This is a genomic window from Streptomyces sp. NPDC005151, assembly GCF_053599875.1.
This window is the reverse complement of record NZ_JBSFYR010000060.1, coordinates 23,732-46,533: the sequence shown is the minus strand read 5'-3', so window position 1 is coordinate 46,533 and position 22,802 is coordinate 23,732. Positions and strand designations below refer to the sequence as shown.

The window sequence follows — 22,802 nt, the reverse complement described above, 5'->3', positions numbered from 1 at the left end:
GCAGGGGAGACCCCATCCGAGGGCCTTCCGGCGCCTTGGAATCGCACGCACCAGACCGCGTCCGCTTTCCGATCGAAGGTCACCCGACAGGCTCTTAGCCTTGCGGTGGGGCAGGCATGCCGCAGCCTGATGCGTTCAGTCGCCACGTGTACTACCCGGCCGCAGGCTGGGGAGCAGCGTCACATGCTCGAGCGCGTGGCGGGTGCCGCCCGCCGTCGTCCGGTGGCCCTCTGCCTCAGCTCTCGCGCAGGCCGGGCGTCAGCCGCACCGTCACCGTCTTGGGCCGTTGGTACTCCTGGAGCGCCAGCGTGCTCAGGTCCGTGCCGTGGCCGGACGAGCCACGCCCGCCGTGCGGGAGCTCCGCCGTCTGCACCAGATGGCAGTTGAGCCAGGCCTCGCCCGCGTCGAGGCGGGCCGCGAGATCGAGCCCCGTGCCGAGGTCGGTCGTCCAGACGCTGGCCGCCAGGGCCTGGGGGACACAGTTTGCCAGGCCCAGGGCCGCCTCCACCGTGTCCGCGTGCTGGACTGTGAGGAGCGGGCCGAAGACTTCCTCGGTGACCGTCGGGTCGTCGTGCGGGAGATCCGCCAGGAGAAGGGCCGCGCGCCAGTGGCCGTGCTCCTCGCCGGGCGGGGTGGCGATGTCCGCCGCCAGCAGTCGCTTCGCGGACGAGGAAGCGACCAGGGCGTCGTAACGCGCCACCTGGTCCGGGTTGTTCAGCGGGCCGAAGTCACGGCCTGCCAGCCGGGCCCCCATCGCCTCCGTCAGGCGGGCGACCGTCGACTCGTAGTTCTCCGTGAGCGTGATGACCCGGGCCGGCGCCGCGCAGCTCTGGCCCGCGTTGTACGTGGCTGCTTCCGCGAGCGACGCATACGTGTCCACCGGGGCGTCCGGGAGAACGACGGCCGGGGCGTTGCCGCCCAGCTCCAGGCTGATCCGGCGCGTCCCCGCCCGCGCCGCCACATCCAGGCCCGCCCGCCCGCTGCCCGTGAACGCGACCATGTCCACCGGGGACTCGACCAGCAGCCGACCTGTCCGCCGGTCTCCCGGAAGGGACTGGAGCACGCCCTCGCCCAGGGTCCGCTCGGCGTGCTCCGCCAGCAGTTCCAGCGTGTCCGGGGTGGTCTCCGCCGGCTTCACCACCACCGTGTTGCCTGCGGCGAGTGCCGGGGCGCAGCGCCAGGCCGCCATCATCAGCGGGTAGTTCCAGGGGACGATCACCCCGACCACGCCCATCGGCTCCCAGCGCACCCAGCTCTCGTGCCCGGTCACCAGTCGGCCCGCCGCCGGGGCTGTCCGGGTCCGTGCCGCCGTCGCGTAGAAGCGGAACAGATCCGCCACCTGTTCGATCTCGCCCGCCGTCTCCGGATCCGGCTTGCCCGTACCGGCCCGCTCACGAGCCGCGTACTCCGCCGCGCTGTCCTCGATCAGCGTCGCCAGCCGGTCCAGACGTCGCGCCCGGTCCTTGGGGGTCAGGGCGCTCCATGCGCCGAGCGCCGTACGGGCCGCCGCCACGGCCGCAGCCACCTCGGGCTCGCGGGAGGCGGGAGCGGTGCCGCGGGGACGTCCCGTGCGAGGGTCGGTGAGTTCAGTGTTCATCGTTGCTTCCCGCTCGTCGCTTCCTGCTGCTCGTTTCTCACAACGCGTACGACCGCAGCCACAGTTCCAATGTCAGCACCAGCCACAGCTTGCCGCCCTGACGGGGCAGGAGCGTGCCCTCGCCCTTCATCCAGGCGCGGATCGTGTCCGGGCGGAACAGGCCCCGGTGGGCCGACTGCCGGCTCAGCAGCAGATCGTTTCCGAGGTCGCGCAGCGGACCCGTCAGCCACTGCTGCACCGGCACCCGCATCCCGCTCTTCGGGCGGTCGACGACCGTGTCGGGGAGGAGGTCGCGCACGGCCTCCTTGAGGATCCACTTCTCCGCAGAGCCACGGAGTTTGTACGTCGGCGGCGTCGCGAACGCGTGGTCGACGACCCGGCGGTCGAAGAGCGGGGCCCGGCCCTCGACGCCCTGCGACGCCGTCAGGCGCTCCACCTTGGTCAGGATGTGGTGTGCGCCCTTGGTCCGCAGATTGCAGTGCAGGAGCTGGTTGAGGAGGTGGCCCATGCGGTGCGGGCTGTCGACGCCCGGTGCCAGATACGGCTCCACGAACCGCTGGGGGCGCGGGGCGTCCCGCAGTGCGTCCAGCGTCTGCGGGGTCAGGAGCGTGGGGAGGTCCGTCCAGCACTTGCGGTACGAGCGAAGATACGCCGTCGCCCGGTCCTCGTCCCAGGGCGCCCCCGCTTCTCGGTGCATCTCCTGCACCAGCATCGGGAGGTTTTTCGGGCCGCCGAACACGGGGTCACCGCCCTCGCCGTTGAGCACCACCGACGCGCCGTCCGCGGCCACGGTCTCCGCGAGCAACAGGTTCGGGACTGTCAACGGATCGCCCACCGGGCTGTCCAGGAGGGCAGCCGCCTCCGCGAGCCGTGAGGCGACCGTCTTCCCCGACACGTTCAGGACCCGGTGGCGGGTATGGCAGTGGGCAGCCACCAGGCCCGAGTAGCCCAGCTCGTTGGGGAGTTCGTCGCCGAAGCTGATCGAGTACGTGTGCACCGGATGGCTGTGGAGCTTCGTCGCCAGCGCGGTGACGAGGGAGCTGTCGATCCCGCCGGAGAGAAGGACTGCTGCCGGCTCCGCCTCCGGGAGCCTTTCGGCCGTCGCCTGCTCCAGGAGCGCCCGCAGGGCCAGGACATGCTCCGTCGGATCCTGCGGCACCGGCTCCGCGATGTGCTCGTGGGGCTCCCAGTGCACGGTCTCGGTGACCGCGCCGTCCTCCGCCAGCCGCAGCACCCGTCCGGGCAGGACTTCCCGCACGCCGGTCAGGAGCGTCTCCTCGCCCGGCAGATAGGCGAAGGTGAGGAACGAACGGACCGCGGACAGATTCATCGAGGTGCCGAGCGCGGGCCAGCGCCGCAGCGCCCTCAGCGAGGTCGAGGCCGCCCAGGCCCCTTCGGCGCGGGCGTAGAAGACCGTCCGGGCGCCCACGTGGTCGCGGATCAGGATCAGGTCCGTGCCGTCCAGCACGGCCAGCACGAACATGCCTTCGGCCAGCGCCACTCCCGCGTCGCCGAGCCGCGCCCAGCAGCGCAGCAGCAGTTCACCGTCGGAGCAGCGGGCGGGTACGGGGGTCCCCTCGGCGTGCAGCGCGGACAGGAGGGCCGGGCGGTTGTGGAGGGTGACCTCACCCACCGCCGTCAGGCCGAATGCCGTGAACGGGCCGTCGGCGCGGCCGGGTTCGTCCGCGATCAGCCCCAGGGCAGCCCCGGGGACGTCCACGGATGCCCGGCCGGTCCCGGCCGCACCCATCGCCTCGACATGGGCCCGGGCCTGCCGGGTGGTCGGGGACAGGCAGACGCAGAAGCGTGCCATGGATGGCTCCTCTCCTCGGTGTTCCGTACTGCTACCGCCGCTCCTACGGCTTCTGGTGGCGCCGACGCGGCCGGCTCAGCCGAAGTCGTCGTCGCTCCAGGTGTCCCCGCCGTCGTCCCAGCCCGCGTCCCAGTCGTCCGTCCCGCCGCCACCGGAATCGCCGCTCCCGCCCGAGTCGCCCGAGGACGACGACTGGCTCTGCGCCTGCTGCCGGCGGAGCTCCTCTTCGTCTTCCGGGCTCATGCTCAGCGGCGGCAGCTGGGCGGCGGTGATGGCGAGGCCCGCTGCGCCCAGGCCCGCGAGCATGACGCCCATCCTGCCGCCGAACGACGTCCGGTTGACCATCACCGTCTCGCCGCGGCCCCACAGGGTGCGGCCGTATCCGATGTCCCGGGCGTATGTCACCGTGTCGTCGGCGAGGACCCGCTTGATGATGTGGTTGCCGAGGAGTTCGTCGATGCCGGAGGCATTCCGGTTGTCGTGCCAGCGCACGAGGTGACGGGAGGAGCTCTCGCGGTGGCGCCACTCCTCCCGGCCGTCCTCGTAACGCCGGTGGACGCTGCCGTCGGCGAGCAGCTCGTCGGAGTAGCCGATCTCTTGAGGTCGGATCATCGTGTGCGTTCCTCGGGTCTGTGGGGCGGTCGTGGCCGCGGGAAGAGGGGCTCGCTGGGACGGGTCACCCCGCGGATCACGGGCGGGTGACGCGGCGGATCACAAGGCGGGCCAGGTCAGGAAACCCGTGGTGCGCAGCCCGCGCAGTTCGGACCACATGGAGTTCCGGGGCGCTCGCGGTCCCCGCGTGAGGCGCAGCACCGTACGCACCAGGCGGGGCGGTGAAACGGCCGCGACCTGCGTGAACCGTCCCCGCGCCAGCCATGCGGCCTCCTCGGGCCGCAGCCCGGGCGGCCAGGGCTCCAGCGGCGGAGCCGGTGCCGGGCCGCGGCCGGTCGGAAGGCGCAGGGCTGCCGCATGCCGGGGCACGAGCCCGATCGACGTGACCCGCATGCCGGGGACCGGGCCGAGAGCGGCCCTGACCCGTGCCGGGAGCCCGATGCCCTCCGGGCTCGCGTCGTGCAGCACATGGACCGTCGCGCCCTCGGCCCGCTCCAGCGCCGCGACGAGGCGCGGGTCGAGTGGCAGGGCGTCGGGCGCCGCGAGGACGGGGCAGGCCGCCTCCAGGTGCACATGGTTGGCGAGCAGCATCCGGGCGATCGAGCGGTCCTGGCAGACGAGAAGGCGGGGGAGCCCGTAGGCGTAGAGGTCGGGTTCGGCGGCATCGGGTGCGGACAGAGGCTGTGACGGCGCGGACGGGACCGGCGGGAGGAGGCCGTCCACGGTCTCCCGGCCCCGTGCCTCCAGCGCACGTGTGAACGTGGGCAGCCGCAGGGGAGGGGCCGGGGTGCGCGGGATGCGGCGGAGCAGGGTCGCGGCCGGGCTCAGGACACGGCAGGTCTCGTAATAGAGCTGCCGTTCCGTGAACGTGATGCCGCCCGGGCCCGCGGCGCGCGCGGCGGCGCCGGTGATCGCGAGGTCGAGGAGTCGGGCGCCCGGCCCGCGGCCGGTACGGGGGTCCCGGGCCATGGAGGTCCCGATTCCGGGAGCCTGGAGGCGTCGCGGCGTCATGCGGAGCTGGTGCCCTTCTTCTTGTACGTGCCGGTGCCGGTGCCGGTGCCGGATGCCCGCGAGGTCCTCGGGGTCCGCGGCGCCTGCGGCCAGGTGAGGAAGCCGTGCGAGAGGGCCTCACGGGGGGTGGGCCGCGGGGCGGCCAGCGCCCGTTCCACCGCCCGTACGGCGATCGATTCGAGGACACGCGGCGGCACGGCGGCGAGCGGACTCCAGAAGCCCTCGCCGAGCCACTCCGCGTCGGCCTCGGGCAGGCCCGCGACCGTGCGGAGCTGTTCCGCGTCGGCGAGCGGATCGTGCCGGGCGAGCCGCACGACGCCCTGTCTGCCCCTGGCCGCGGAGACGGGGAGGCCCGCGTCCACCACGACCCGGTCGGGCTGGGCGCCACGGATGAGCGGCGCCAACAGGACACCCTGCGGATCGGCGTCGTGCAGGACCACCACCGGGAGCCCGCTGCGATACTGCGCGAGCGCGCTGAGCGCCGCCGCCAGGACGGTGGGGCGCCCCTCGGTTCCGTCGGCTTCGGCGACCTTCACGAGGACGGCCTCCAGACGGGCGGGGATGCCGTTGGCCGTGAGGAAGAGGGCGACCACGCGGTCCGTGCAGAGGATCGCGGCCTTGGGCCGGGACACCGGAACGGACGCACCGGAACGGTTCGCCCCGCGCGGCCGGGGCACGGGGCCCGCGTCGTCGACGACGCCTTCCGGCAGTCCCCCGTACACCGCCGACCAGGAGCCGTTCATCAGGGCACGGAAGGTCTGTTCGGCGGGAATGATCTGCGCATGAGGCAACTGACCGGGGCGGCGCCGCATGGACGACGCGACGACGAGGGCGGCGCACGCGGCGGCGCCGGCGAGGAACGCGAGCAGTCCGCCGGTCAGGACGGCGCACGCGACGAGGGCGGCGGCCACCGGCAGGGCCACGAGCCAGCGGATCTTCGCCGGCACACCCTCCGGATCCCGCCCGGCCCAGGCGTAGTTACGGCTGCGGGACAGGTACCAGAGCTGGGTGAGGGTGATCTTCAGGCGGCCGTGGTCGGTGGCGCGTTCCGCGATGCCCCGGATGCGGATGTCGTGCATGCCCTTGCCGTGCACCGCGGGGTCGAGCGCGAAGCGCTTCCCGCAGTGCGCGCATATTCTGCCGTTGCGCTGCTTGCCCGTCAGCGAGGCGGCGCAGCGGGGGCAGATCATCGCTCACCCGCGTGGTCCTGAGCCCCTGAACCCGGCCAGGTCATGAACCCCACGGACGCGGCGCGACGCCGCTCCGGATCGACGCTCCGCACGACCTGTTCGGCGACCCGGGTGACGGCGGCGAGCAGCCGGGCGGGGGGCATGCCGACGAGCGGGAAGCGCCAGCCCTTTCCCAGCCACCTCAGCTCCGCCTTGGTGAACTCGCCCAGCTCGGTGAGGAGCGCCATGGTCTCCCTGTCGGGCTTCCCCTGCTCGTCGCGGTAGGGCACGGCCTGCGCCAGACCGCGGACGGTGCGCAGCGGCAACCCGGCGTCGATCACCGTGCGTTGCCCCAGACTCGCGCGGACGCGCCGGACGAGAAGCTCCCCGTGCGCGTCGGCGTCGTGGAGCACGATCACCGGGCCCCGCGTGGGCAGGGCGCGGACCGCGTCGAGATCCTCGGCGAGCGCGATCCCGTAACGGGCGGGCAGGCCGTCGGCGTTGAGGAAGGCCGTGATGGAGCGGTCGGGGCACAGGAGTACGGCCCCGGGCTCAGCGCCGGAAGGCGCACGAGTCCTGGCCCGAGAGGGAACGGGAGGGGCGTCGTCGACCACCCCGGGCGGCAGCCCGCCGTACACGTTCCGCCAGGGCGCGAGCGCCTCCGAACGGAACGCCGCACGGCTCATGACCGGGAAGCCCCGGCCCGCACCGGCGGCTCGTGCGAGGGCGAAGCCCGCGGAGACGAGCAGCAGGCCGCCCGAGATGAGGGCCAGGTACACGCTCCCGGTGAAGATGCCGACGACGCCGACGACCAGGCCCGCGAAGAGTGAGGTAACCGCACACCCCGGCGCGAACGTGCCCTTTTTGAGGCGCCTGCGCGAGAGCGCGTACCACAACTGGTCCGGCGTCACCGCGATTCTGCCCTCCTCCGTCACCTTGGCGACGATCCTGTGCACCCACAGGTCGCTGAGGCCGAGGGAGTTGGTCTTGGGGTCGAGCGCGTACGTGCGCCGGCAGTGGGAGCAGGTGTTGTTGGGGCGCTCCTTGCGGAGCAGGTTCTTCTCGCAGTGCGGACAGATCACCGGCGGACCTCCAGTGCGGTCGCCACACGGCGCAGTCGTGCGGCCAGGCGCTCGCGGACGGTGGCGGTGGCGATGCCGCGGTCCTGCTGATGGCGCTCGATGTCGCGCAGGGCGGCGGCGAGGGCGCGATAGTCGGTGGCGGCGGCTACGGCCACCTGGCCGGCTGTCGGGGTGTCGCCCGCGGCGCGGCGCTCGGCCTCCCCGGCGGTGATCGCGTAGTCCTCGTGGTCGATCCCGTAACCGGTGTTGGCCGCGAGGATCGTCAGCGGATCGGTGCCCCTGTTCGCGAAGGAGTGGGGCATCATCTCCGGAATCCGTATCAACATCCCGGGAGCCAGCGGGACTTCGGTAACCAGGTCGCGGTCCGCGTCGTAGAGGCCGCACGTCGCGTGGCCGAGGCTGAGGACGAAGTGTTCACCGCCATGGGCATGCGGGGTGAAGGCGCTGCGCGGCCCCACGACACCGAGTTTGACCGTGGCGTTCGAGGGGCGCTCGGGGGAGGTCGCCGCGTCGCCCACCAGGTAGTGGGCGAACTGCCCGTCATCGATGAAGCGGAGAAACTCCCGCTCGGGTCCCAGCTCGCGGGCGCCCTCGCGGTCGGCCAGCCCGATGCCTCCGTCCGGCCTCAGGTGGTACAGCTCCACAGCGCCGGGGAGCGTGCCCCATGCTCCGCCCGGCATGGCGTCGGATATACCGTCATGCGGTCTCCCGGACATCGCGCCTCCCCCGTCTTCCTGTGCGCGGCGCGCGCTTCGCAGGCGCATCGTATGGCCTTGATCCACAACAAGGGGAGCCTTTGGACCGACTCTCGGGCAAAGCGCGAGGGAACGGCGGGCGAACGCGCGTGGCAAGGAGGGGACGGATGACGGCCGTCATCGCGGCGATCCGGCCCGAACGCGATGCCCGGCGCCTCGGTCCGGAAGCGGGCGGGCACGCCTGACCGCCGCGAGGCGGCGGTCAGGCCGGTGTCCGTCAGTCGAGGGCGCGGCGGCCGGCCGTCGCCAGGCTCGGGTCCCAGCCGCGACGCGGTACGGAGTCGAGGAGCAGACGGGTATACGGATGCTCCGGGGTGTCCAGTACGCGATGCGTCGGGCCCGCCTCGACGACTCGGCCCGACCTGAGCACCATGACGTCGTCGGCGATGTGCCGGACCACCGCGAGGTCGTGGGTGACGAAGAGGTAGCCGATGCCCGACTCGCGCCGGATCGTGGCGAGCAGGTCGAGGATCTGTGCCTGGATGGACACGTCGAGCGCCGCGACCGCCTCGTCGAGGATGAGGACGCGGGGTTCGACCGCCAGGGCCCGGGCGATGGCGACGCGCTGGCGCTGTCCGCCGGAGAGCCGCCGGGGCAGGGCCCCGGCCTCCCGTTCGCCGAGGCCCACCTGGTCCAGGAGTTCGGCGACCCGCGAGCGACGGGCGGCCGCGTCCAGCCGGGTGTGAAGGCGGAGCACCTCGTCGACGCAGTCGGAGACCGTCACCCGTGGGTCCAGCGAGAGATACGGATCCTGGAAGACCATCTGGATCTCGCGGGCGCGCGCGAGCCGTTCGGCCCGGCTCCGGGCGCGGGCGGAGCGGTCCCGGCCGTCCAGGCGGACGGTGCCGCCGTCCGGTCGTGCCAGGCCCACCAGCATCCGTACGGTCGTCGTCTTCCCGCTGCCGGACTCGCCGACGATTGCCAGCGAAGCCCCCGGTGCCAGGATGAACGACACGTCGTCGACCGCCGTGTGGTCCCCGTACCGCTTGCACAGCCCCTCGACCACGAGCCCCTTCGTCGTGCCGGTCACAGCGTGATCCCTTCGTCGGCGCGGTGGCACGCGGCGAGTCCGTCGCCGTACCGCGCCAGTACGGGGGGCTCCTCGGAGCAGCGCGGTTGTGCGTGGGTGCAGCGGGCCGTGAAGGCACACCCCGGAGGTGCCTCGGCGAGGGAGACGGGGCGGCCCGGGATGGGCCGGGGGGCCGGTGCGCCCGGTTCGATGCGGGGGGTGCAGGCGAGGAGTCCCGCCGTGTACGGATGGCGGGGCCGGTCGAACAGCTCGTCGGTGCCCCGGGTCTCGACGATCCGGCCCGCGTACATCACGTACACGCGGTCGCAGATGGCCGAGGCCAGTTCGAGGTCGTGGGTGACGAAGAGAAGCCCGGTGCCCTGCTCGGCCCGCAGTCGGGTGAGGATCGCGATGATCTCCGCCTGGGTCGTGACGTCCAGGGCGGTGGTCGGCTCGTCGGCGACCAGCAGGGCGGGCTCGGCCGCGAGGGCCGCGGCGATGACCACCCGCTGGAGCATTCCGCCGGAGAACTGGTGCGGATAGCGGCGCAGCGCGCCCCGCGGATCGCGGATGCCCACGGTGTCGAGGAGTTCCTCGGCCCGTGCGGTGGCCGCGGCGGCGGGGCTGCCGGCCGCGCGCAGCCCTTCGGTGAGGAAGTCGCCGACGCGGCGCAGCGGATTGAGGGAGGCGCGCGGGTCCTGGAAGACCATGGCCACCTGCCGGGCCCGGAGCGCGGCCAGCTCCGTACGGCTCATGCTCAGCACGTCACGGCCGGCGACGCGTACCTCTCCGCTGGTCCGCGCGCCTTCGGGCAGCAGCCCGAGAACGCTGCGGCAGGCCACCGACTTGCCCGAGCCGGACTCGCCGACCAGCCCGACCGTCTCCCCGGGGAGGACCCGGAGGCTGACCTCGTCCAGGATCGGCCGGGCAGCCTGCCCGGCCGGCAGGCGTACGCCGAGGCCGTGCATCTCGAGCACGGGGGAGTCGTCCCCGGTGCCACGCACCGAAGTGCTGGTTTCGGTCATGGCGCTCACCGTTCCCGCTTCGCGATCCGGTCGGCGAGTCCCTCGCCGACGATGCCGAACGCCACCACGGCGAGGACGATGCACGCCGACGGCGCGAGGGCGGGCAGCATCGCCCCCTGCTGGAGGGCCGACTGACCCTCGTTGATCATGGCGCCCCAGTCGGCGGTGGGCGGCTGCACACCGAAGCCGAGGAAGGAGAGGGCCGCCAGGTCCATCAGGGCGTACCCGAAGTTCATTGCGGACTGCGCGAAGACCGTCGGAGCGATGTTGGGCAGCAGGTGCCGCAGGCAGATCGTCCAGCCCGACCAGCCCTGCACCCGATACGACTCGATGTACGGGCGGGCCTTCTCCTGCTGCGCGATGCCGCGCACCAGCCGTCCCACGTACGGGGTGTAGGCCACGGCCATCGCGATCACCGGTGCGGTCATGCCGGAGCCGACGACGGCCACCAGGAGGATCGCCAGGAGCAGCCCCGGGATCGCGAACGCCATGTCCATCGACCGGGACAGGACCGCGTCCGCCCAGCCGCCCCGCCAGGCGGCGACCACGCCGAGCAGGGCACCGAGGAGGGTGGAGACGCCGACGACGAGCAGCGGTCCGAGCAGACCGGTCCGCGCGCCGTGGATCAGCCGGGACAGGATGTCCCGGCCCGACTGGTCTGTGCCCAGCAGGTGGTCTCCCGTGGTCCCGACCAGGCTCGCCGAGAGGTCGAGCGACTCGGGATCGTACGGTGCGAGGACGGGGGCCAGGACGGCGACCAGGACGAGCGCGAACAGGACCGCGACGGCCGCCGTGAACAGCGGGCCCTGGCCGAGGACTTGGAGGCCCCCCAGACCGGGGCGGCGGCGCAGCGCACCGGGTGCGGCGGCCGGGGGAGGTGCGGTGGTGGTCATGAGGAGCCTTCCCCGTGGAGGGACAACCGGGGGTCGATGAGCGGGGCGACCAGGTCGACGGCAAGGTTCACCACGACGAAGGCCGCCACGCTGAGCAGCGTGATCGCCTGGACGACGGCGAAGTCCTTGGCCGTCACCGACTGCACGAGCAGGGAGCCGATTCCGGACACGTCGAAGGCGGTCTCGACGATCGAGGTGCTGATGAGCAGACCGGCGAGCATGGTGCCGCCGACGGTGACGACGGGGCCGAGCGCGTTGCGCAGCACGTGCCGGCGGACCACGGCCCGCCGTGCGACACCGCGGGCGCGCGCCACCTCGACGTGATCGCGCCGCAGTTCGTCGAGCATCGCCGAGCGGGTCACCCGGGCGAGCAGACCGGCGAAGGTCAGCGCCAGCGCGAAGGCCGGCAGCGTCAGGTGGTACAGCCGGTCCGTCAACCCCTCCGGGGTGCCGCCCGGCCCCGGGAACCAGCCCAGTTGGACGGAGAACAGCGAGACGAGCGCCATGGCGCTGACGAACGAGGGCGTCGCCGTGGCCACGCCCGTGCCGAGAAGCACGACGCGGTCCACCGCGCCGGGGCGCAGCGCGGCGAGGATGCCGGCCGCCACCCCGAGGACGGCGACCAGCAGGGCCGCGTACCCGACCAGCAGGGCGGTGCCCGGAAGCCGGGAGCCGATGAGGCTCCCGACGTCCTGGTGGAACTGGGCGGACCGGCCGAAGTCGCCCTGCAGCACGGCGCCGAGCCACTTCGCGTACTGCGCGGGCAGCGGGTCGTCCAGGTGGTACTGGGCGCGCAGCGCCGCCGTGGTCTCCGGCGTCGCGGGGCGGCCGTGGAGCAGGAAGGACACCGGGTCGCCGGGGGCCAGGTGGACCGTGCCGAAGACCACGAGCGAGGTCACGAACAGTACGGTCACCAGGCCGAGGAACCGTCCGACGAGGTAGCGGGTCATGGCTTCGCGGCCCCGATCGTCGCGGCCCACGGGTAGTACAGCTGCGCGATGCCGGTGGGGGCGCCGGTGATCCGGTTGCCGAAGAAGACCGAGTAGGGCGCCTCGTACAGCGGGATGATCGGGAGCTGGTCCATCGCGATCCGCTGGAGCTTGGCGGTCAGGTCCGCCCGGGCGGCCGGGTCGGGCTCCGCGTTGGCCCGGTCGAACACGGCGTCGTACGCGGCGTCGGACCAGTTGCCGTAGTTCCCGAAGTCGCCGGTGCGCAGGTACTGGTAGAACTCCAGCGGGTCGGGGGTGTTGTCGTATCCGTTGGTGATGACCAGGTCGAGGCCGTGGCGCGCGTTGGGGTCGACGAAGATGCTGCTGTACGCGTCGGGGCTGACGGCCTTCAGCTGGACGTCGAGGCCGATCTGCCGGCCGGCTGCCTGGACGGCGTTGGCGACGACACTGACCTCCGGCGCGAGCGAGCTCGTGGCGATGGTGACCTTCCGGCCCTTGGCGCCGGCTTCGGCGACGAGCTTCTTCGCGGCCGCCAGGTCGTACACCGGCTCGGGGAGGGCGTCGAAGTAGCCGGCGGTCTTCTCCGGGGCCAGTCCCCATGCGCCGCGCGCGGCGGGGGCCTTGGCGGGGACGCCGATGCCGCCGGCGGCGGCCTTGATGATGTTCTTCCGGTCGAGCGCCATGGACAGGGCCCTGCGGACCTTGAGGTCCCCGAGGGTGCCCTTGAAGTCGAGGACAGCGAGGTCCGCCGCGGCGGTGTTGGGGCCGAACAGCACGGTTCCCTTGCCGCTGGAGCGCAGCTGCGCGAGCGAGGACGAGGGCACCATGTACCCGCCGTCGGCCGTGCCCGAGAGGAAGGCGTTGGACCGGGCGGCCGGGTCCTCGATGAAGGTGAACGTCACCTTGTCCGTTTTCGGGGCCAGTGACGTGTCCCAGTAGGCGGCATGCTTCTTGAGGGTGATGGAGTCGCCCTGGGCCCAGTCGGCGAGGGCGTACGGGCCGGTGCAGTCGACCTTCCCCTTGGGGCCGCCGTAGTCCTTGCCGGCCTTGGCCAGGAAGGCGGCGCTCTCGACGGTGCCGGGGGAGGCGGCCATGAGTTCGTTGAAGAGGACGTCGGGGTTGCCCAGCCGGATCGTCACCTCCAGGGGGCCGGTCTTCTCGATGGCGTCGACGTTCTTGAACGCCGACGCCCAGGGGGATCCGGTGGCCGGGTTCATGTGGCGCTTGAGGGAGGCGACCACGTCGTTCGCGGTCATGGTCGTTCCGTCGTGGAACTTCACCCCCGGACGCAGCGTGTACACGAGCGTCTTGGGATTCGGCTGGGCGTACTTGACCGCGAGGCCGGGTTCGATCTTCATGTCGGGAGTGACCCGCAGCAGCTGCTCGCACACGTTCGCGAGCACGGTGTTCGGCGGGTAGTCGTACGCCAGGGCGTAGTCGAGCGTGTAGGGCTCGGCGTAGAGGGACCACGTGAACGAGTCCAGGCGGCCCTTCGCCGGCGGCGAGGTCGGGGTGACCTGGTAGGCGGGGCCGGTGCCCTTCCCGGAGGACCGAGGAGTGGTGGCGCCGGAACAGGCGGTGGCGGTGGTTGCGACGGCGACGGTACAGACGAGCAGCGCGATGGCTCTGGGCATGCGCATGGAGACCCACCCCTTTACGGGTGTAGTGACGGGCGCTGAGGGATGGAGTGAGTATTGATGCGGGAACGTTCCCGCACAAGGCTTTGCGGGAACGGTTTTGCCGAGGTCGCGAGGGTGGCAGCATCAGCCCCATGACGAATGCTGCTCCAAGGCGTGGCGGACCTGCCTCGCCGCCCACCCCACCGCGCGTCCGGCTCGTCGACGTGGCCCGCGAAGCGGGACTGTCCAAGACCACCGTCTCGGCGGCCCTCAACGGCACCGGGCGGCTCTCCCCGGCCGTACGGGAGATGGCCAGGGAGACCGCGCGGAGGATGGGCTACCGGCCCAACGCCACCGCGCGCCAACTGCGCGCGGGACGGGCCCGGTTGATCGGATACGTGGTGGGCGAATTCGCCGGCGCCCCCTGGACGTTCCTGGAGTCGCCGTACTTCGCCCAGCTGACGAGCGCCACCGCGGCGGCGGCACTCAAGCGCGGCTACGCGCTGGTGCTGCTGCCCGCGGGTTCGTTGCACAGCGAGTGGGCCGAGCTGCCGCTCGACGCGGTGATCGTCGCCGACCCGGTCGGCGGCGACCGGATCATCGACGACCTGATCGCCGCCCGGATCCCGGTGTTCACCGACCGCTCCGCCGAGGGGCGGCCGGGGGCACACTGGGTGGACGTCGACGTCGTGGCGGCCGTGCGGGAGACGCTCGACCACCTCGAGGCGGAGGGCGCCCGGCGGCCCGCGCTGGTGCTGCCCGACAGCACGACACGGTTCCACGCGGGAGCGCTCGCCGCCTACCGCGACTGGTGCGCCGAGCACGGCGTGCCCGAGCAGGTCGTGCTCGCTGCCGAGGCCGGCAACGGACCGGTCGTACGAGCCGTCGAGGAGGCCCTGACCGGGGCCGACCGGCCCGACGCGCTGTTCGTCGTGGCCGAGGCGAGCCCGCCCCTCGTCCTGGAGGCGGCGCGCCGCCACGGATGCGACGTACCCGGCGACCTGCTCGTGGTGTGCGTCAGCGAGGACACGACGGCCACCCACACCCGGCCTCCGATGACGACGCTGAGCCTGGGACCCCGGGAGGTCGCGGAGGCCGGGATCCAACTCCTCGTCGCCGCACTGGAGCAGGGAGGCGGCCCGTCGGCCGGGGTGCTGGTGCCGACCCGGCTCGAGGTACGGGCGTCCTCGCTGCGTACGAGCACGGCCCGGGCGGACTGAGCGCGGTCCGGGCGCGGTTCGGGCGGCTCGCTCATGCGGAGTGCACAAGCGAGCCCCCGACATACGTCCGCAGGACCCGTGCCTCGGCGATCTCCTCCGGCGGCGCGGTGAAGATGTCGCGGTCCATGACCACCAGGTCGGCCAGGTTACCGGGGAGCAGACTGCCGGCGTCGTCCAGGCCGTTCACATGAGCGGTGCCGGCCGTGTACGCGGCGACGGCCGTCGCCAGGTCCAGGCGCTGCTCGGGGAGGAAGACCCGGCCGTCGGTGGCCCCGGGCTCCCTCCGGTTGACCGCCACGTGGATGCCCTCGATCGGGTCCGGGCTGCTGACAGGCCAGTCGCTGCCCGCGGCGAAGGTGGCGCCCGCGCGCAGCAGGTCGCCGAACGGGTACTGCCAGGCGGCGCGTTCGGGCCCGAGGAAAGGGATGGTCAGCTCGTCCATCTGGGGTTCGTGGGCGGCCCACAGCGGTTGGATGTTGGCGATGGCGCCGAGCCGGGCGAAGCGCCTGATGTCGTCGGGGTGCACGACCTGGAGGTGGGCCAGGTGGTGGCGGTTGCCGCGCCGGCCGTTGGCCTCGATCGCGGCTTCTATCGCGTCGAGTGCCTCGCGGACGGCCCGGTCGCCGAGCGCGTGGAAGTGGACCTGGAAGTCGAGGGCGTCGAGCCGGGTGACATGGCCGCGCAGGGCGTACGGGTCGACGAAGCTCAGACCGCTGTTGGCGGTGGCGCAGCCGCAGCCGTCGAGGTACGGGGAGGTCATCGCGGCGGTGAAATTCTCGGCGATGCCGTCCTGCATGATCTTCACCGAGCCGGCCCGAAACCGTCCGTGGCTCAACTTCTCGCGCAGCGCGACCAGTTCGTCGATCTGCTCGGCGCCACGCTCGCGGTCCCACCACAGCGCGCCGGTGACCCGGGCGGTGAGCGAGCCGTTGCGGGCGGCGGTCAGATAGGCATCCGACGGATCAGCCTTGCCGTTGAACACACCGAGCAGGGCGTCCTGCCAGCCGGTGATGCCGAGGGAGTGCAGCAGCTCCTGCGCGCGCAGCAGACCCGCGAGCCGGTCCGCGGAGGTGCTCGCCGGCACCAGCCGGGAGACCAGCGCCGTGGCGCCTTCCTGGAGCATCCCGCTGGGCGAACCGTCCGGCTCGCGCTCGATGCGGCCGTCGACGGGGTCGGGGGTGGCGGCGGTGATCCCGGCCAGTTCGAGCGCCCGGGTGTTGGCCCAGGCGCCGTGGTGGTCGCGGTTCGCCAGCAGGACCGGGCGGTCCGGGACCACGGAGTCGAGCAGTTGCCGGGTGGGCAGTCCGCCGTCGAAGCTCTCCATCGACCACCCGCCACCGGTGATCCACGCGTGGTCGGGGTGGGCGTCCGCGTAGGTCCGGATCAGGGCCAGGTACTCCTCGACGCCGACGGTGCCGGTCAGATCGCACTCGGCCAGCTCCACCCCGGCGTACACCGGGTGGATGTGGGCGTCCTGGAAGCCGGGGAGCAGCAACTTCCCCGTGAGGTCGACGACTTCGGTGCCGGGGCCGATGAGCTCGCGCACGTCGTCGTGCCCGACGGCGGCGATCCGGTCGCCGACGACAGCGAGTGAGGTGGCCCGGGAGCGGGCCGGATCGGCGGTGAAGACGGGTCCGCGTGTGAAGACCAGATCGGCCGTGGTCATACGGGTCCTCCAGGACATGAGGGAACGTGAGGTGGGCGCCATGGAAGCGGCTCCAGCGTTACGCGTCAACGGTGTTGTCATAAGGCCGGCGCGTGGTCAGCCGCGTGGTTCCCGAAAGCGAGCGGCGGCGCCGTCCACGAGCGTCCCGGCGGACGGCTCCCGGGACCGTCGCGCCCGGGCCCGGCGGCCGTGAGGATCAGCCGGTGGGCACGGGGGAGAAGCGGCCCACCGCGGCGAGGTCGGCGCTGATCCGCGCGGCGGTCTCCAGCAGATGGGGGAGGAGCGTCGCCAGGCTCTCCTCGCCGGGGGCGCGGCCGGCGTGGAGCGCCACGTTGACCGCGGCCACCACCTGGCCGCTGCCGTTCGTGACCGGCGCCGCGATCGAACGCAGCCCCTCCTCCAACTCCTGTTCCACCCACGCGTAGCCGCGCCGGGCGGTGGCCGCCACCGCGTCGGCGAGGGCCTCGGGGGTGGCCACTGTGCGGGGCGTCAGCGCCTCGGGCGTCACCTGGGCCAGCCGCGCCGCGCGCCGGTCGTCGGGGAGGGCCGCGAGCAGCACCCGGCCCATCGAGGTGGCGTACGCGGGCAGCCGGGTGCCCACTGTGATGTCGATGTGCATGATCCGGGTGCTCGCGACCCGGGCGACGTAGCGGATGTCGTCGTCGTCGAGCACGGCCAGGGAGGCGGACTCGTGGACCCGGCCGACCAGTTCGGCGAGGTGCGGGGTGGCGATCCCGGCGAGCGTCAGGCCCGAGAGCCGGGCGTAGCCGAGCTCCATGACCCGCGGCAGCACCCGGAAACCGTCCGCGTCCTCCCGTACGTACCCCAGGTGGCACAGCGTGATGAGCGACCGTCGGGCGGTGGCGCGGGGGAGCCCCGTGAGGCGGGCGAGGTCGGCCAGGCGGGCCGGGCCGTCGACCGAGCCGAAGGCGCACAGCACGTCGAGACCCCGGGCGAGCGACTGGAGGAAGCCGGCGCCGAGTTCCTCCTTGAGCGCGCTGCCCGGGTGGGGCGGGCGGACCGCCGCGGCGGTGGCCGGCGTCCCGGTGGCCGACGGGGTGCGCAGGGCAGCCTCCATGGCGGCGGCGGCCGCGCGCAGCGGGGGCAGAACCCGCGCCGTCAGGGACTCGGTGCTGTGCCGGCTGGTGTGGCTGACCACGCTGACGGCGCAGACCACCGCGCCCGCCGGGGCGCGGACCGGCAGCGAGACGGCGATCAGCCCGGGCTCGATCAGCCGGCTGTCGACGGCGAATTCGTCCTCACGTGCCTGCCGAACCCGGGCGAGGAAGTCGGCCTCGACCTGCTCGGACGCGGACTCCGCCCCGGCCGGCCGGGGCGGCAGGGCCGGGAAGCCGGTGTCCAGCGGGTCGTGCAGGCGCCGAGCCCGCCACCGCTCCCGCTGTACGTCGTCCCAGTCGGCGGCGAACAAGGCACCGGGCGCGCAGCGTTCGGCGGGCAGCAGATCGCCGACCCGGAACGAGATCGCCATGGCCCGGCGGCGGGCCGCCTGGGCGATGAAGCGGACCCCGTCGCCGTCGGGAACGGCCACCGACACCGACTCGTCCAGCTCGTCGGCGAGGGCCTCGGCGTGCGGGCCGAGGGCTTCGAGGAGGGCGCAGCCGGCCAGATAGGCGTTGCCCAGCTCCGCCGAGCGCGGGGCCAGCAGCAGATCGCGGTCCTCGGTCCGCAGGAACCCGAGGCGGACGAGCGTGGTGGCGACCCGGTCGACCGTCGAGCGGGCGAGCCCAGTGGTGCGGACGAGATCTCCGGGGCGGTGGCGCGTCCCCGGTCCCGCGGCCACGGTGCGGAGCACGGCCAGTCCGCGCTCCAGCGGTCCGACCAGCTCGTCGGGCGCCGTCGTGGCCTCGGGTGCCGCCGGCGCCTCGGGCGCCGTCGTCACCTCGGTGAGCTGGGACATCGTCCGGCCTCCTCGGGGCGTCGCGGGCTGATCACCGTGCAGAAACCGTACCCGCTGCCGTTGACACGGCCCGAAGTGTGGGCGGACACTCAGCCCGCCGTCAATTATGAACGAAAGTTCACCAGGCGAACACCCTCACGATGAACCCCGATTGAAAAGGGTCGTTATATGGACAAAGTCATAGCGACGGCTGCCGAAGCGGTGGCGGACATCGGAGACGGCGCCTCGCTCGCCGTCGGAGGTTTCGGGCTGAGCGGGGTACCGGACGTCCTGATCCGCGCGCTGCACGCCCATGGCTCCGGCCGGCTGAGCGTCGTCTCCAACAACTGCGGCGTCGACGGCGGCGGACTGGGTATCCTGCTCGCGGCCAGCCGGATCAGCCGTGTCACCGGCTCCTACATCGGCGACAACAAGGAGTTCGCCCGCCGCTACCTGGGCGGCGAACTGGAGCTGGAACTCACCCCGCAGGGCACCCTCGCCGAGCGCCTGCGGGCCGGCGGCTGCGGCATCCCGGCCTTCTTCACCCCGGCGGGCGTCGGCACCCAGGCCGCCGAGGGCGGACTGCCCTGGCGGTACGCGCCGGACGGCGGCGTGGCGGTCGCCTCCCCGCCCAAGGAGTCACGCGAGTACGACGGCAGGGCGTACGTCCTCGAACACGGCATCACCACCGACTTCGCCCTGGTGCGCGCCGCCCGGGGCGACCGCCACGGCAACCTCGTCTTCGCCCGCGCGGCTCGCAACTTCAACCCGCTCGCCGCCATGGCGGGCCGGATCACCGTCGCCGAGGTCGAGGAGCTGGTGGAACCCGGCGAGCTGGACCCCGACCAGGTCCACCTCCCCGGCGTGTTCGTGCAGCGGGTGCTGGCACTGACCCCCGAACAGGCCGCCGACAAGGGCATCGAGCGAAGGACGGTACGCACCCGATGAGCTGGACCAGGGACGAGATGGCGGCCCGCGCCGCCCGGGAACTCACCGACGGCTCGTACGTCAACCTCGGGATCGGACTGCCCACTCGCGTGCCGAGCTTCCTCCCCGAGGGCGTCGACGTCGTCCTCCACTCGGAGAACGGACTCCTCGGCGTCGGCCCGTACCCGTACGAGGACGAGGTCGACCCCGACCTGATCAACGCGGGCAAGGAGACGGTGACCGTCGTACCGGGCGCCGCCTTCTTCGACTCCGCGCTCTCCTTCGGCATGATCCGCGGCGGTCACATCGACACCGCGATCCTGGGCGCCATGCAGGTCTCCGCCCGCGGTGACCTTGCCAACTGGGCAGTCCCCGGCAGGATGGTCAAGGGTATGGGCGGGGCGATGGACCTCGTCCACGGCGCCCGCCGGGTGATCGTTCTCATGGAGCACACCGCCAAGGACGGAGCCCCCAAGATCGTCGACACCTGCACGCTGCCGCTCACCGGCCGGGCCTGCGTCCACCGCGTCATCACCGACCTGGCCGTCCTCGACATCACCGACGACGGACTGCGACTCGTCGAGACCGCCCCCGGCGTGACCGCCGACGAGGTCGCGCGCCGGACGGCCGCCCCGGTGAAGCCGAAGGAGACCCGGTGACCGGCACCCCGGCGCCAGCCACGACCAGGGACGTCTACACCGTCGACGCCGTACGGACTCCCGTCGGCAAGTACGGCGGCGCGCTGTCCGGCACCCGCCCCGACGACCTCGCCGCACACGTCGTCAAGGCCGCGCCCAGCACCCCTCTTCCCTCTCTTGGAGTCCTCATGCCCCGTACCACCGTAGGAATCATCGGCGCCGGCCCCGCCGGACTCCTGCTCTCCCACCTGCTCCACCGGCAGGGCATCGACAACGTCGTCCTCGAACTGCGCAGCCGCGACTACGTCGAACGCCGCCAGCGCGCCGGCATCCTCGAACAGGACACCGTCGACGTGCTGCGCGACTCCGGGGCCGGCGAGCGGATGGACCGCCAGGGCCTGGAGCACCACGGCATCGAACTGCGCTTCGACCGGCGCTCCCACCGCATCGACTTCCCGTCCCTCACCTGTGGCCGGTCGGTCATGGTCTACGCGCAGACCGAAGTGGTCAAGGACCTCATCGACCGGCGCCAACAGGACGGCGGAACCGTCCTGTTCGAGGCGGAAGCGCTGTCCGTCGACGGCATCGAGACCGACCGCCCGAGCATCCGCTACCGCCACGAAGGCGCCGAACACACCCTGGACTGCGAGATCGTCGTCGCCTGCGACGGCTTCCACGGCATCGGCCGCCGCTCCGTGCCGGACGGCCTGCTCACCGTGACGGAACGGACGTATCCCTTCTCCTGGCTCGGCATCCTCGCCGACGTCCCGCCCTCGTGCGAGGAACTGATCTACGCCCACCACGAGCGCGGCTTCGCCCTGCACAGCATGCGCTCGCCCGAGGTCAGCCGGCTCTACCTCCAGGTCGACCCGGACGACAGCACCGACAACTGGCCGGACGAGCGCATCTGGGACGAGCTGGAGACCCGCTTCGCGGTCGACGGTGACTGGACGCTGCGGCGGGGACCGATCACCGAGAAGAGCATCACCCCGATGCGCAGCTTCGTCGCCGAGCCCATGCGCCACGGGCGCCTCTTCCTGGCCGGCGACGCGGCTCACATCGTGCCGCCCACCGGGGCCAAGGGCCTCAACCTCGCCGTCGCCGACGTCACCCTGCTCGCCCAGGCCCTCACCCGCTACCACGCCCACCAGGACGAGTCGCTGCTCGACGCCTACTCGGAGACCGCGCTGCGCCGCATCTGGCGGGCCGAGCACTTCTCGTACACGATGACGACCCTGCTGCACGGCGACCCCGCCGACTCCGACTTCGACCGCGCGCTGCGCCTCTCGCACCTGCGCTACGTCGCCCGCTCCGAGGCCGCTTCAGCCTCCCTCGCGGAGAACTACGTGGGGTTCAAGGAGAGCTGACGTTGCAACACCACACGGGAGACAGCGTGAGGTAGCCGTGGGCGATGGTGCCGCCGAGCGGCCCCGCCTTGGCGCGCTCCACGTCGACGTGGATCCACTGGTGGTCGTCGGTGGCGTCGGCGTCGGCGTAGGCGAGCACGGCAAGGTCACCAACATCGAGGTGGTCACGGCCGAGGGTGACACCGTCCGGTCGAACCAGGACCAGGCGCGTATCGGCGTCGAGAAGAAGTCGTGGCACAGCACGCACTGCTCAAAGCCGAAGCCGTGCCACGACAGGAACCTTTGCCACTCGACGTGACGCGACCTGCTCGCAGGTGACCGGCGAACCATGGGCACCCGCCACGACCCGGTGGCGGGTGCCCATCCGCATTCGGTGCGGGGGATGGTTGGTCCGCTCGACATGTGCGCGGCGCGCCCCTGCCACACGCTGTAAGCATGACCAACGATGCTGGAGAGGCGTTCCACCCCACCCCCGTCGTCGTCCTCGGCGTCGTGCCGGGCGACCCGCCGTACCGCATGGTGGAGGTCAACGGAGTGTTGGCCGGGCCTGCCTACGACATGGTGGATGTGATCAGGCTGGCGCACCAAGCGGGGGTGCCCGAGATCGACTTCGACGATCCCGCGGTCGTGAGATGGGTCGGCGGAGACAAGTACAAGTGGGTGCCCTGAGCGGGCGGGTTTCTGACGTACTCGCAATGCTCCTGATGCAGACGCGTCCGGCTGGACCTAGACTGACGATCGCCCGAAATGCACCGAATCTGGTAGAAATGGACTATGGCCAAGCGAGGAAACAAGCGACGCGCCCGCAAGAAGAAGAAGGCCAATCACGGCAAGCGCCCCAACGCCTGAGCTCACCGAACACACGACGGCGCGGGGCGACGGGTCATCCGGACCACACGCGCCGGTCACTCACTCGGCGCCGACCACGCTGCGGACGTATCACCGACGTGGGCGGCACGACCCGCCGGAACAGCACCGATAACTCATCCGGCACCAACCGCACAACCATCTCCGTCATGCACGGGCCGTCGTCGCGACGGGCGTGTCGAGCAGTCCGGCCATGAGCGCGTCCGACGCCCGCGGCAGCAGCTCCCGGGCGTCCACCGCTTGTTCGAGGGCGATGACGAGGGCGATGCAGATGTCGGCTGCCTGCTCGGGCTCGACGCCTGCCGCGGTGCCGGTCTCGGTGAACAGGTCGGTCAGGAGCCGGCGCAGGGCGTCGGTGAAGGCGGTGCAGATCCCGCCGGACAACCGGGCCTTGTTGTCGAGGAGTTCGGCAGTGTGCGGGGAGTCCCCGGACAGTTCCAGGACCAGGTCGAGCTTGGCGGCCAGGACGCCCCGCACGCGGTCCGGGTATGTGGCGCCGGTGTCGGCCGCCGCCCGCCGGGCCCGCGCGAGCGCCTGATCGTGCAGCGTGCGGCGAGCCGGCGGAAGGCGTCGTCCTTGTTGCGGACGTACCGGGACGCCGGACCGGGACACGCCCATGGTGCTGGCGATGTCGTCCATCGTGGTGCGTCGCACGCCTGAGGTGACCCCTGCGGTGTGGACACTC

General features: G+C 72.4%; 21 protein-coding genes and 1 pseudogene. 6 read left to right on the top strand and 16 right to left on the bottom strand.

The genetic code is table 11. The annotated features are described in order from the left end of the window. Positions 1–235 precede the first annotated feature (235 nt). The 12 genes from ACWD6R_RS27110 to ACWD6R_RS27055 form a co-directional block, all read right to left on the bottom strand. Positions 236–1,597, bottom strand: a complete 1,362-nt coding sequence (locus ACWD6R_RS27110; protein ID WP_451821098.1) for an aldehyde dehydrogenase family protein — start codon at positions 1,595–1,597, stop codon at positions 236–238. Between the two features lie 37 nt (positions 1,598–1,634). Then, positions 1,635–3,410 carry an asparagine synthetase B family protein gene (locus tag ACWD6R_RS27105; RefSeq protein ID WP_451821097.1) on the bottom strand — a complete coding sequence of 592 codons (1,776 nt, stop codon included), beginning with the start codon at positions 3,408–3,410 and terminating at the stop codon, positions 1,635–1,637. A gap of 75 nt (positions 3,411–3,485) precedes the next feature. Next, complete coding sequence (locus ACWD6R_RS27100) at positions 3,486–4,022, bottom strand: hypothetical protein (RefSeq protein ID WP_451821096.1); 537 nt, start codon at positions 4,020–4,022, stop codon at positions 3,486–3,488. Between the two features lie 99 nt (positions 4,023–4,121). Next, complete coding sequence (locus tag ACWD6R_RS27095; protein ID WP_451821095.1) at positions 4,122–5,033, bottom strand: hypothetical protein; 912 nt, start codon at positions 5,031–5,033, stop codon at positions 4,122–4,124. Further along, positions 5,030–6,223 (bottom strand): hypothetical protein, encoded by a 1,194-nt coding sequence (locus ACWD6R_RS27090; RefSeq protein ID WP_451821094.1) that lies wholly within the window; start codon positions 6,221–6,223, stop codon positions 5,030–5,032. Before ACWD6R_RS27090 ends, ACWD6R_RS27095 begins: the two co-directional genes overlap by 4 nt. Further along, positions 6,220–7,284: a hypothetical protein gene (locus ACWD6R_RS27085; RefSeq protein WP_451821093.1), complete on the bottom strand. Its 1,065-nt coding sequence runs from the start codon at positions 7,282–7,284 to the stop codon at positions 6,220–6,222. The genes ACWD6R_RS27090 and ACWD6R_RS27085 overlap by 4 nt, the downstream gene beginning before the upstream one ends. Then, positions 7,281–7,964 carry a cupin domain-containing protein gene (locus ACWD6R_RS27080; protein ID WP_451821092.1) on the bottom strand — a complete coding sequence of 228 codons (684 nt, stop codon included), beginning with the start codon at positions 7,962–7,964 and terminating at the stop codon, positions 7,281–7,283. Before ACWD6R_RS27080 ends, ACWD6R_RS27085 begins: the two co-directional genes overlap by 4 nt. A 292-nt stretch (positions 7,965–8,256) precedes the next feature. Continuing rightward, positions 8,257–9,069, bottom strand: coding sequence for an ABC transporter ATP-binding protein (locus ACWD6R_RS27075; RefSeq protein ID WP_451821091.1), 813 nt, complete (start codon positions 9,067–9,069; stop codon positions 8,257–8,259). After that, complete coding sequence (locus ACWD6R_RS27070; protein ID WP_451821090.1) at positions 9,066–10,073, bottom strand: ABC transporter ATP-binding protein; 1,008 nt, start codon at positions 10,071–10,073, stop codon at positions 9,066–9,068. Before ACWD6R_RS27070 ends, ACWD6R_RS27075 begins: the two co-directional genes overlap by 4 nt. Positions 10,074–10,078: 5 nt before the next feature. Further along, a complete protein-coding gene (locus tag ACWD6R_RS27065; protein ID WP_451821089.1) occupies positions 10,079–10,966 on the bottom strand; it encodes an ABC transporter permease in 888 nt (295 codons plus the stop codon). After that, the gene (locus ACWD6R_RS27060) at positions 10,963–11,916 is read right to left on the bottom strand and encodes an ABC transporter permease (protein ID WP_451821088.1); all 954 of its coding nucleotides are present in this window, start codon (positions 11,914–11,916) and stop codon (positions 10,963–10,965) included. Before ACWD6R_RS27060 ends, ACWD6R_RS27065 begins: the two co-directional genes overlap by 4 nt. Next, positions 11,913–13,556 (bottom strand): ABC transporter substrate-binding protein, encoded by a 1,644-nt coding sequence (locus ACWD6R_RS27055; protein ID WP_451821087.1) that lies wholly within the window; start codon positions 13,554–13,556, stop codon positions 11,913–11,915. Before ACWD6R_RS27055 ends, ACWD6R_RS27060 begins: the two co-directional genes overlap by 4 nt. 131 nt (positions 13,557–13,687) lie before the next feature. On the opposite strand from ACWD6R_RS27055, the gene ACWD6R_RS27050 reads away from it, so the two are divergent. Next, positions 13,688–14,755, top strand: coding sequence for a LacI family DNA-binding transcriptional regulator (locus tag ACWD6R_RS27050; RefSeq protein WP_451821086.1), 1,068 nt, complete (start codon positions 13,688–13,690; stop codon positions 14,753–14,755). Between the two features lie 31 nt (positions 14,756–14,786). On the opposite strand, the gene ACWD6R_RS27045 is transcribed toward ACWD6R_RS27050, so the two are convergent. Beyond that, positions 14,787–16,421: an amidohydrolase gene (locus ACWD6R_RS27045; RefSeq protein ID WP_451821085.1), complete on the bottom strand. Its 1,635-nt coding sequence runs from the start codon at positions 16,419–16,421 to the stop codon at positions 14,787–14,789. A gap of 196 nt (positions 16,422–16,617) precedes the next feature. After that, positions 16,618–18,339, bottom strand: coding sequence for an IclR family transcriptional regulator domain-containing protein (locus ACWD6R_RS27040; RefSeq protein WP_451821084.1), 1,722 nt, complete (start codon positions 18,337–18,339; stop codon positions 16,618–16,620). Positions 18,340–18,507: 168 nt separating this feature from the next. On the opposite strand from ACWD6R_RS27040, the gene ACWD6R_RS27035 reads away from it, so the two are divergent. The 3 genes from ACWD6R_RS27035 (at position 18,508) to ACWD6R_RS27025 (ending at position 21,250) form a co-directional block, all read left to right on the top strand. Then, entirely contained in the window at positions 18,508–19,266 is a 759-nt protein-coding gene (locus tag ACWD6R_RS27035; RefSeq protein WP_451821083.1) for a CoA transferase subunit A, read from the top strand. Beyond that, a complete protein-coding gene (locus ACWD6R_RS27030) occupies positions 19,263–19,904 on the top strand; it encodes a CoA transferase subunit B (protein WP_451821082.1) in 642 nt (213 codons plus the stop codon). Before ACWD6R_RS27035 ends, ACWD6R_RS27030 begins: the two co-directional genes overlap by 4 nt. A 167-nt stretch (positions 19,905–20,071) precedes the next feature. Next, positions 20,072–21,250 carry a 4-hydroxybenzoate 3-monooxygenase gene (locus tag ACWD6R_RS27025; RefSeq protein ID WP_451821100.1) on the top strand — a complete coding sequence of 393 codons (1,179 nt, stop codon included), beginning with the start codon at positions 20,072–20,074 and terminating at the stop codon, positions 21,248–21,250. Between the two features lie 10 nt (positions 21,251–21,260). Here the strand turns inward: ACWD6R_RS27025 and ACWD6R_RS27020 are convergent. Further along, positions 21,261–21,371 (bottom strand): annotated as a pseudogene (locus ACWD6R_RS27020) (MaoC/PaaZ C-terminal domain-containing protein); the annotation flags it as partial. A 314-nt stretch (positions 21,372–21,685) separates the two neighbouring features. On the opposite strand from ACWD6R_RS27020, the gene ACWD6R_RS27015 reads away from it, so the two are divergent. Next, a complete protein-coding gene (locus tag ACWD6R_RS27015) occupies positions 21,686–21,919 on the top strand; it encodes a hypothetical protein (protein WP_451821081.1) in 234 nt (77 codons plus the stop codon). A gap of 105 nt (positions 21,920–22,024) precedes the next feature. Further along, positions 22,025–22,099 (top strand): 50S ribosomal protein bL37, encoded by a 75-nt coding sequence (locus ACWD6R_RS27010; RefSeq protein ID WP_100661309.1) that lies wholly within the window; start codon positions 22,025–22,027, stop codon positions 22,097–22,099. Positions 22,100–22,264: 165 nt separating this feature from the next. Here ACWD6R_RS27010 and ACWD6R_RS27005 read toward each other — a convergent pair whose 3' ends face one another. Further along, positions 22,265–22,771 (bottom strand): TetR/AcrR family transcriptional regulator, encoded by a 507-nt coding sequence (locus ACWD6R_RS27005; RefSeq protein ID WP_451821080.1) that lies wholly within the window; start codon positions 22,769–22,771, stop codon positions 22,265–22,267. Between the last annotated feature and the right edge of the window lie 31 nt (positions 22,772–22,802).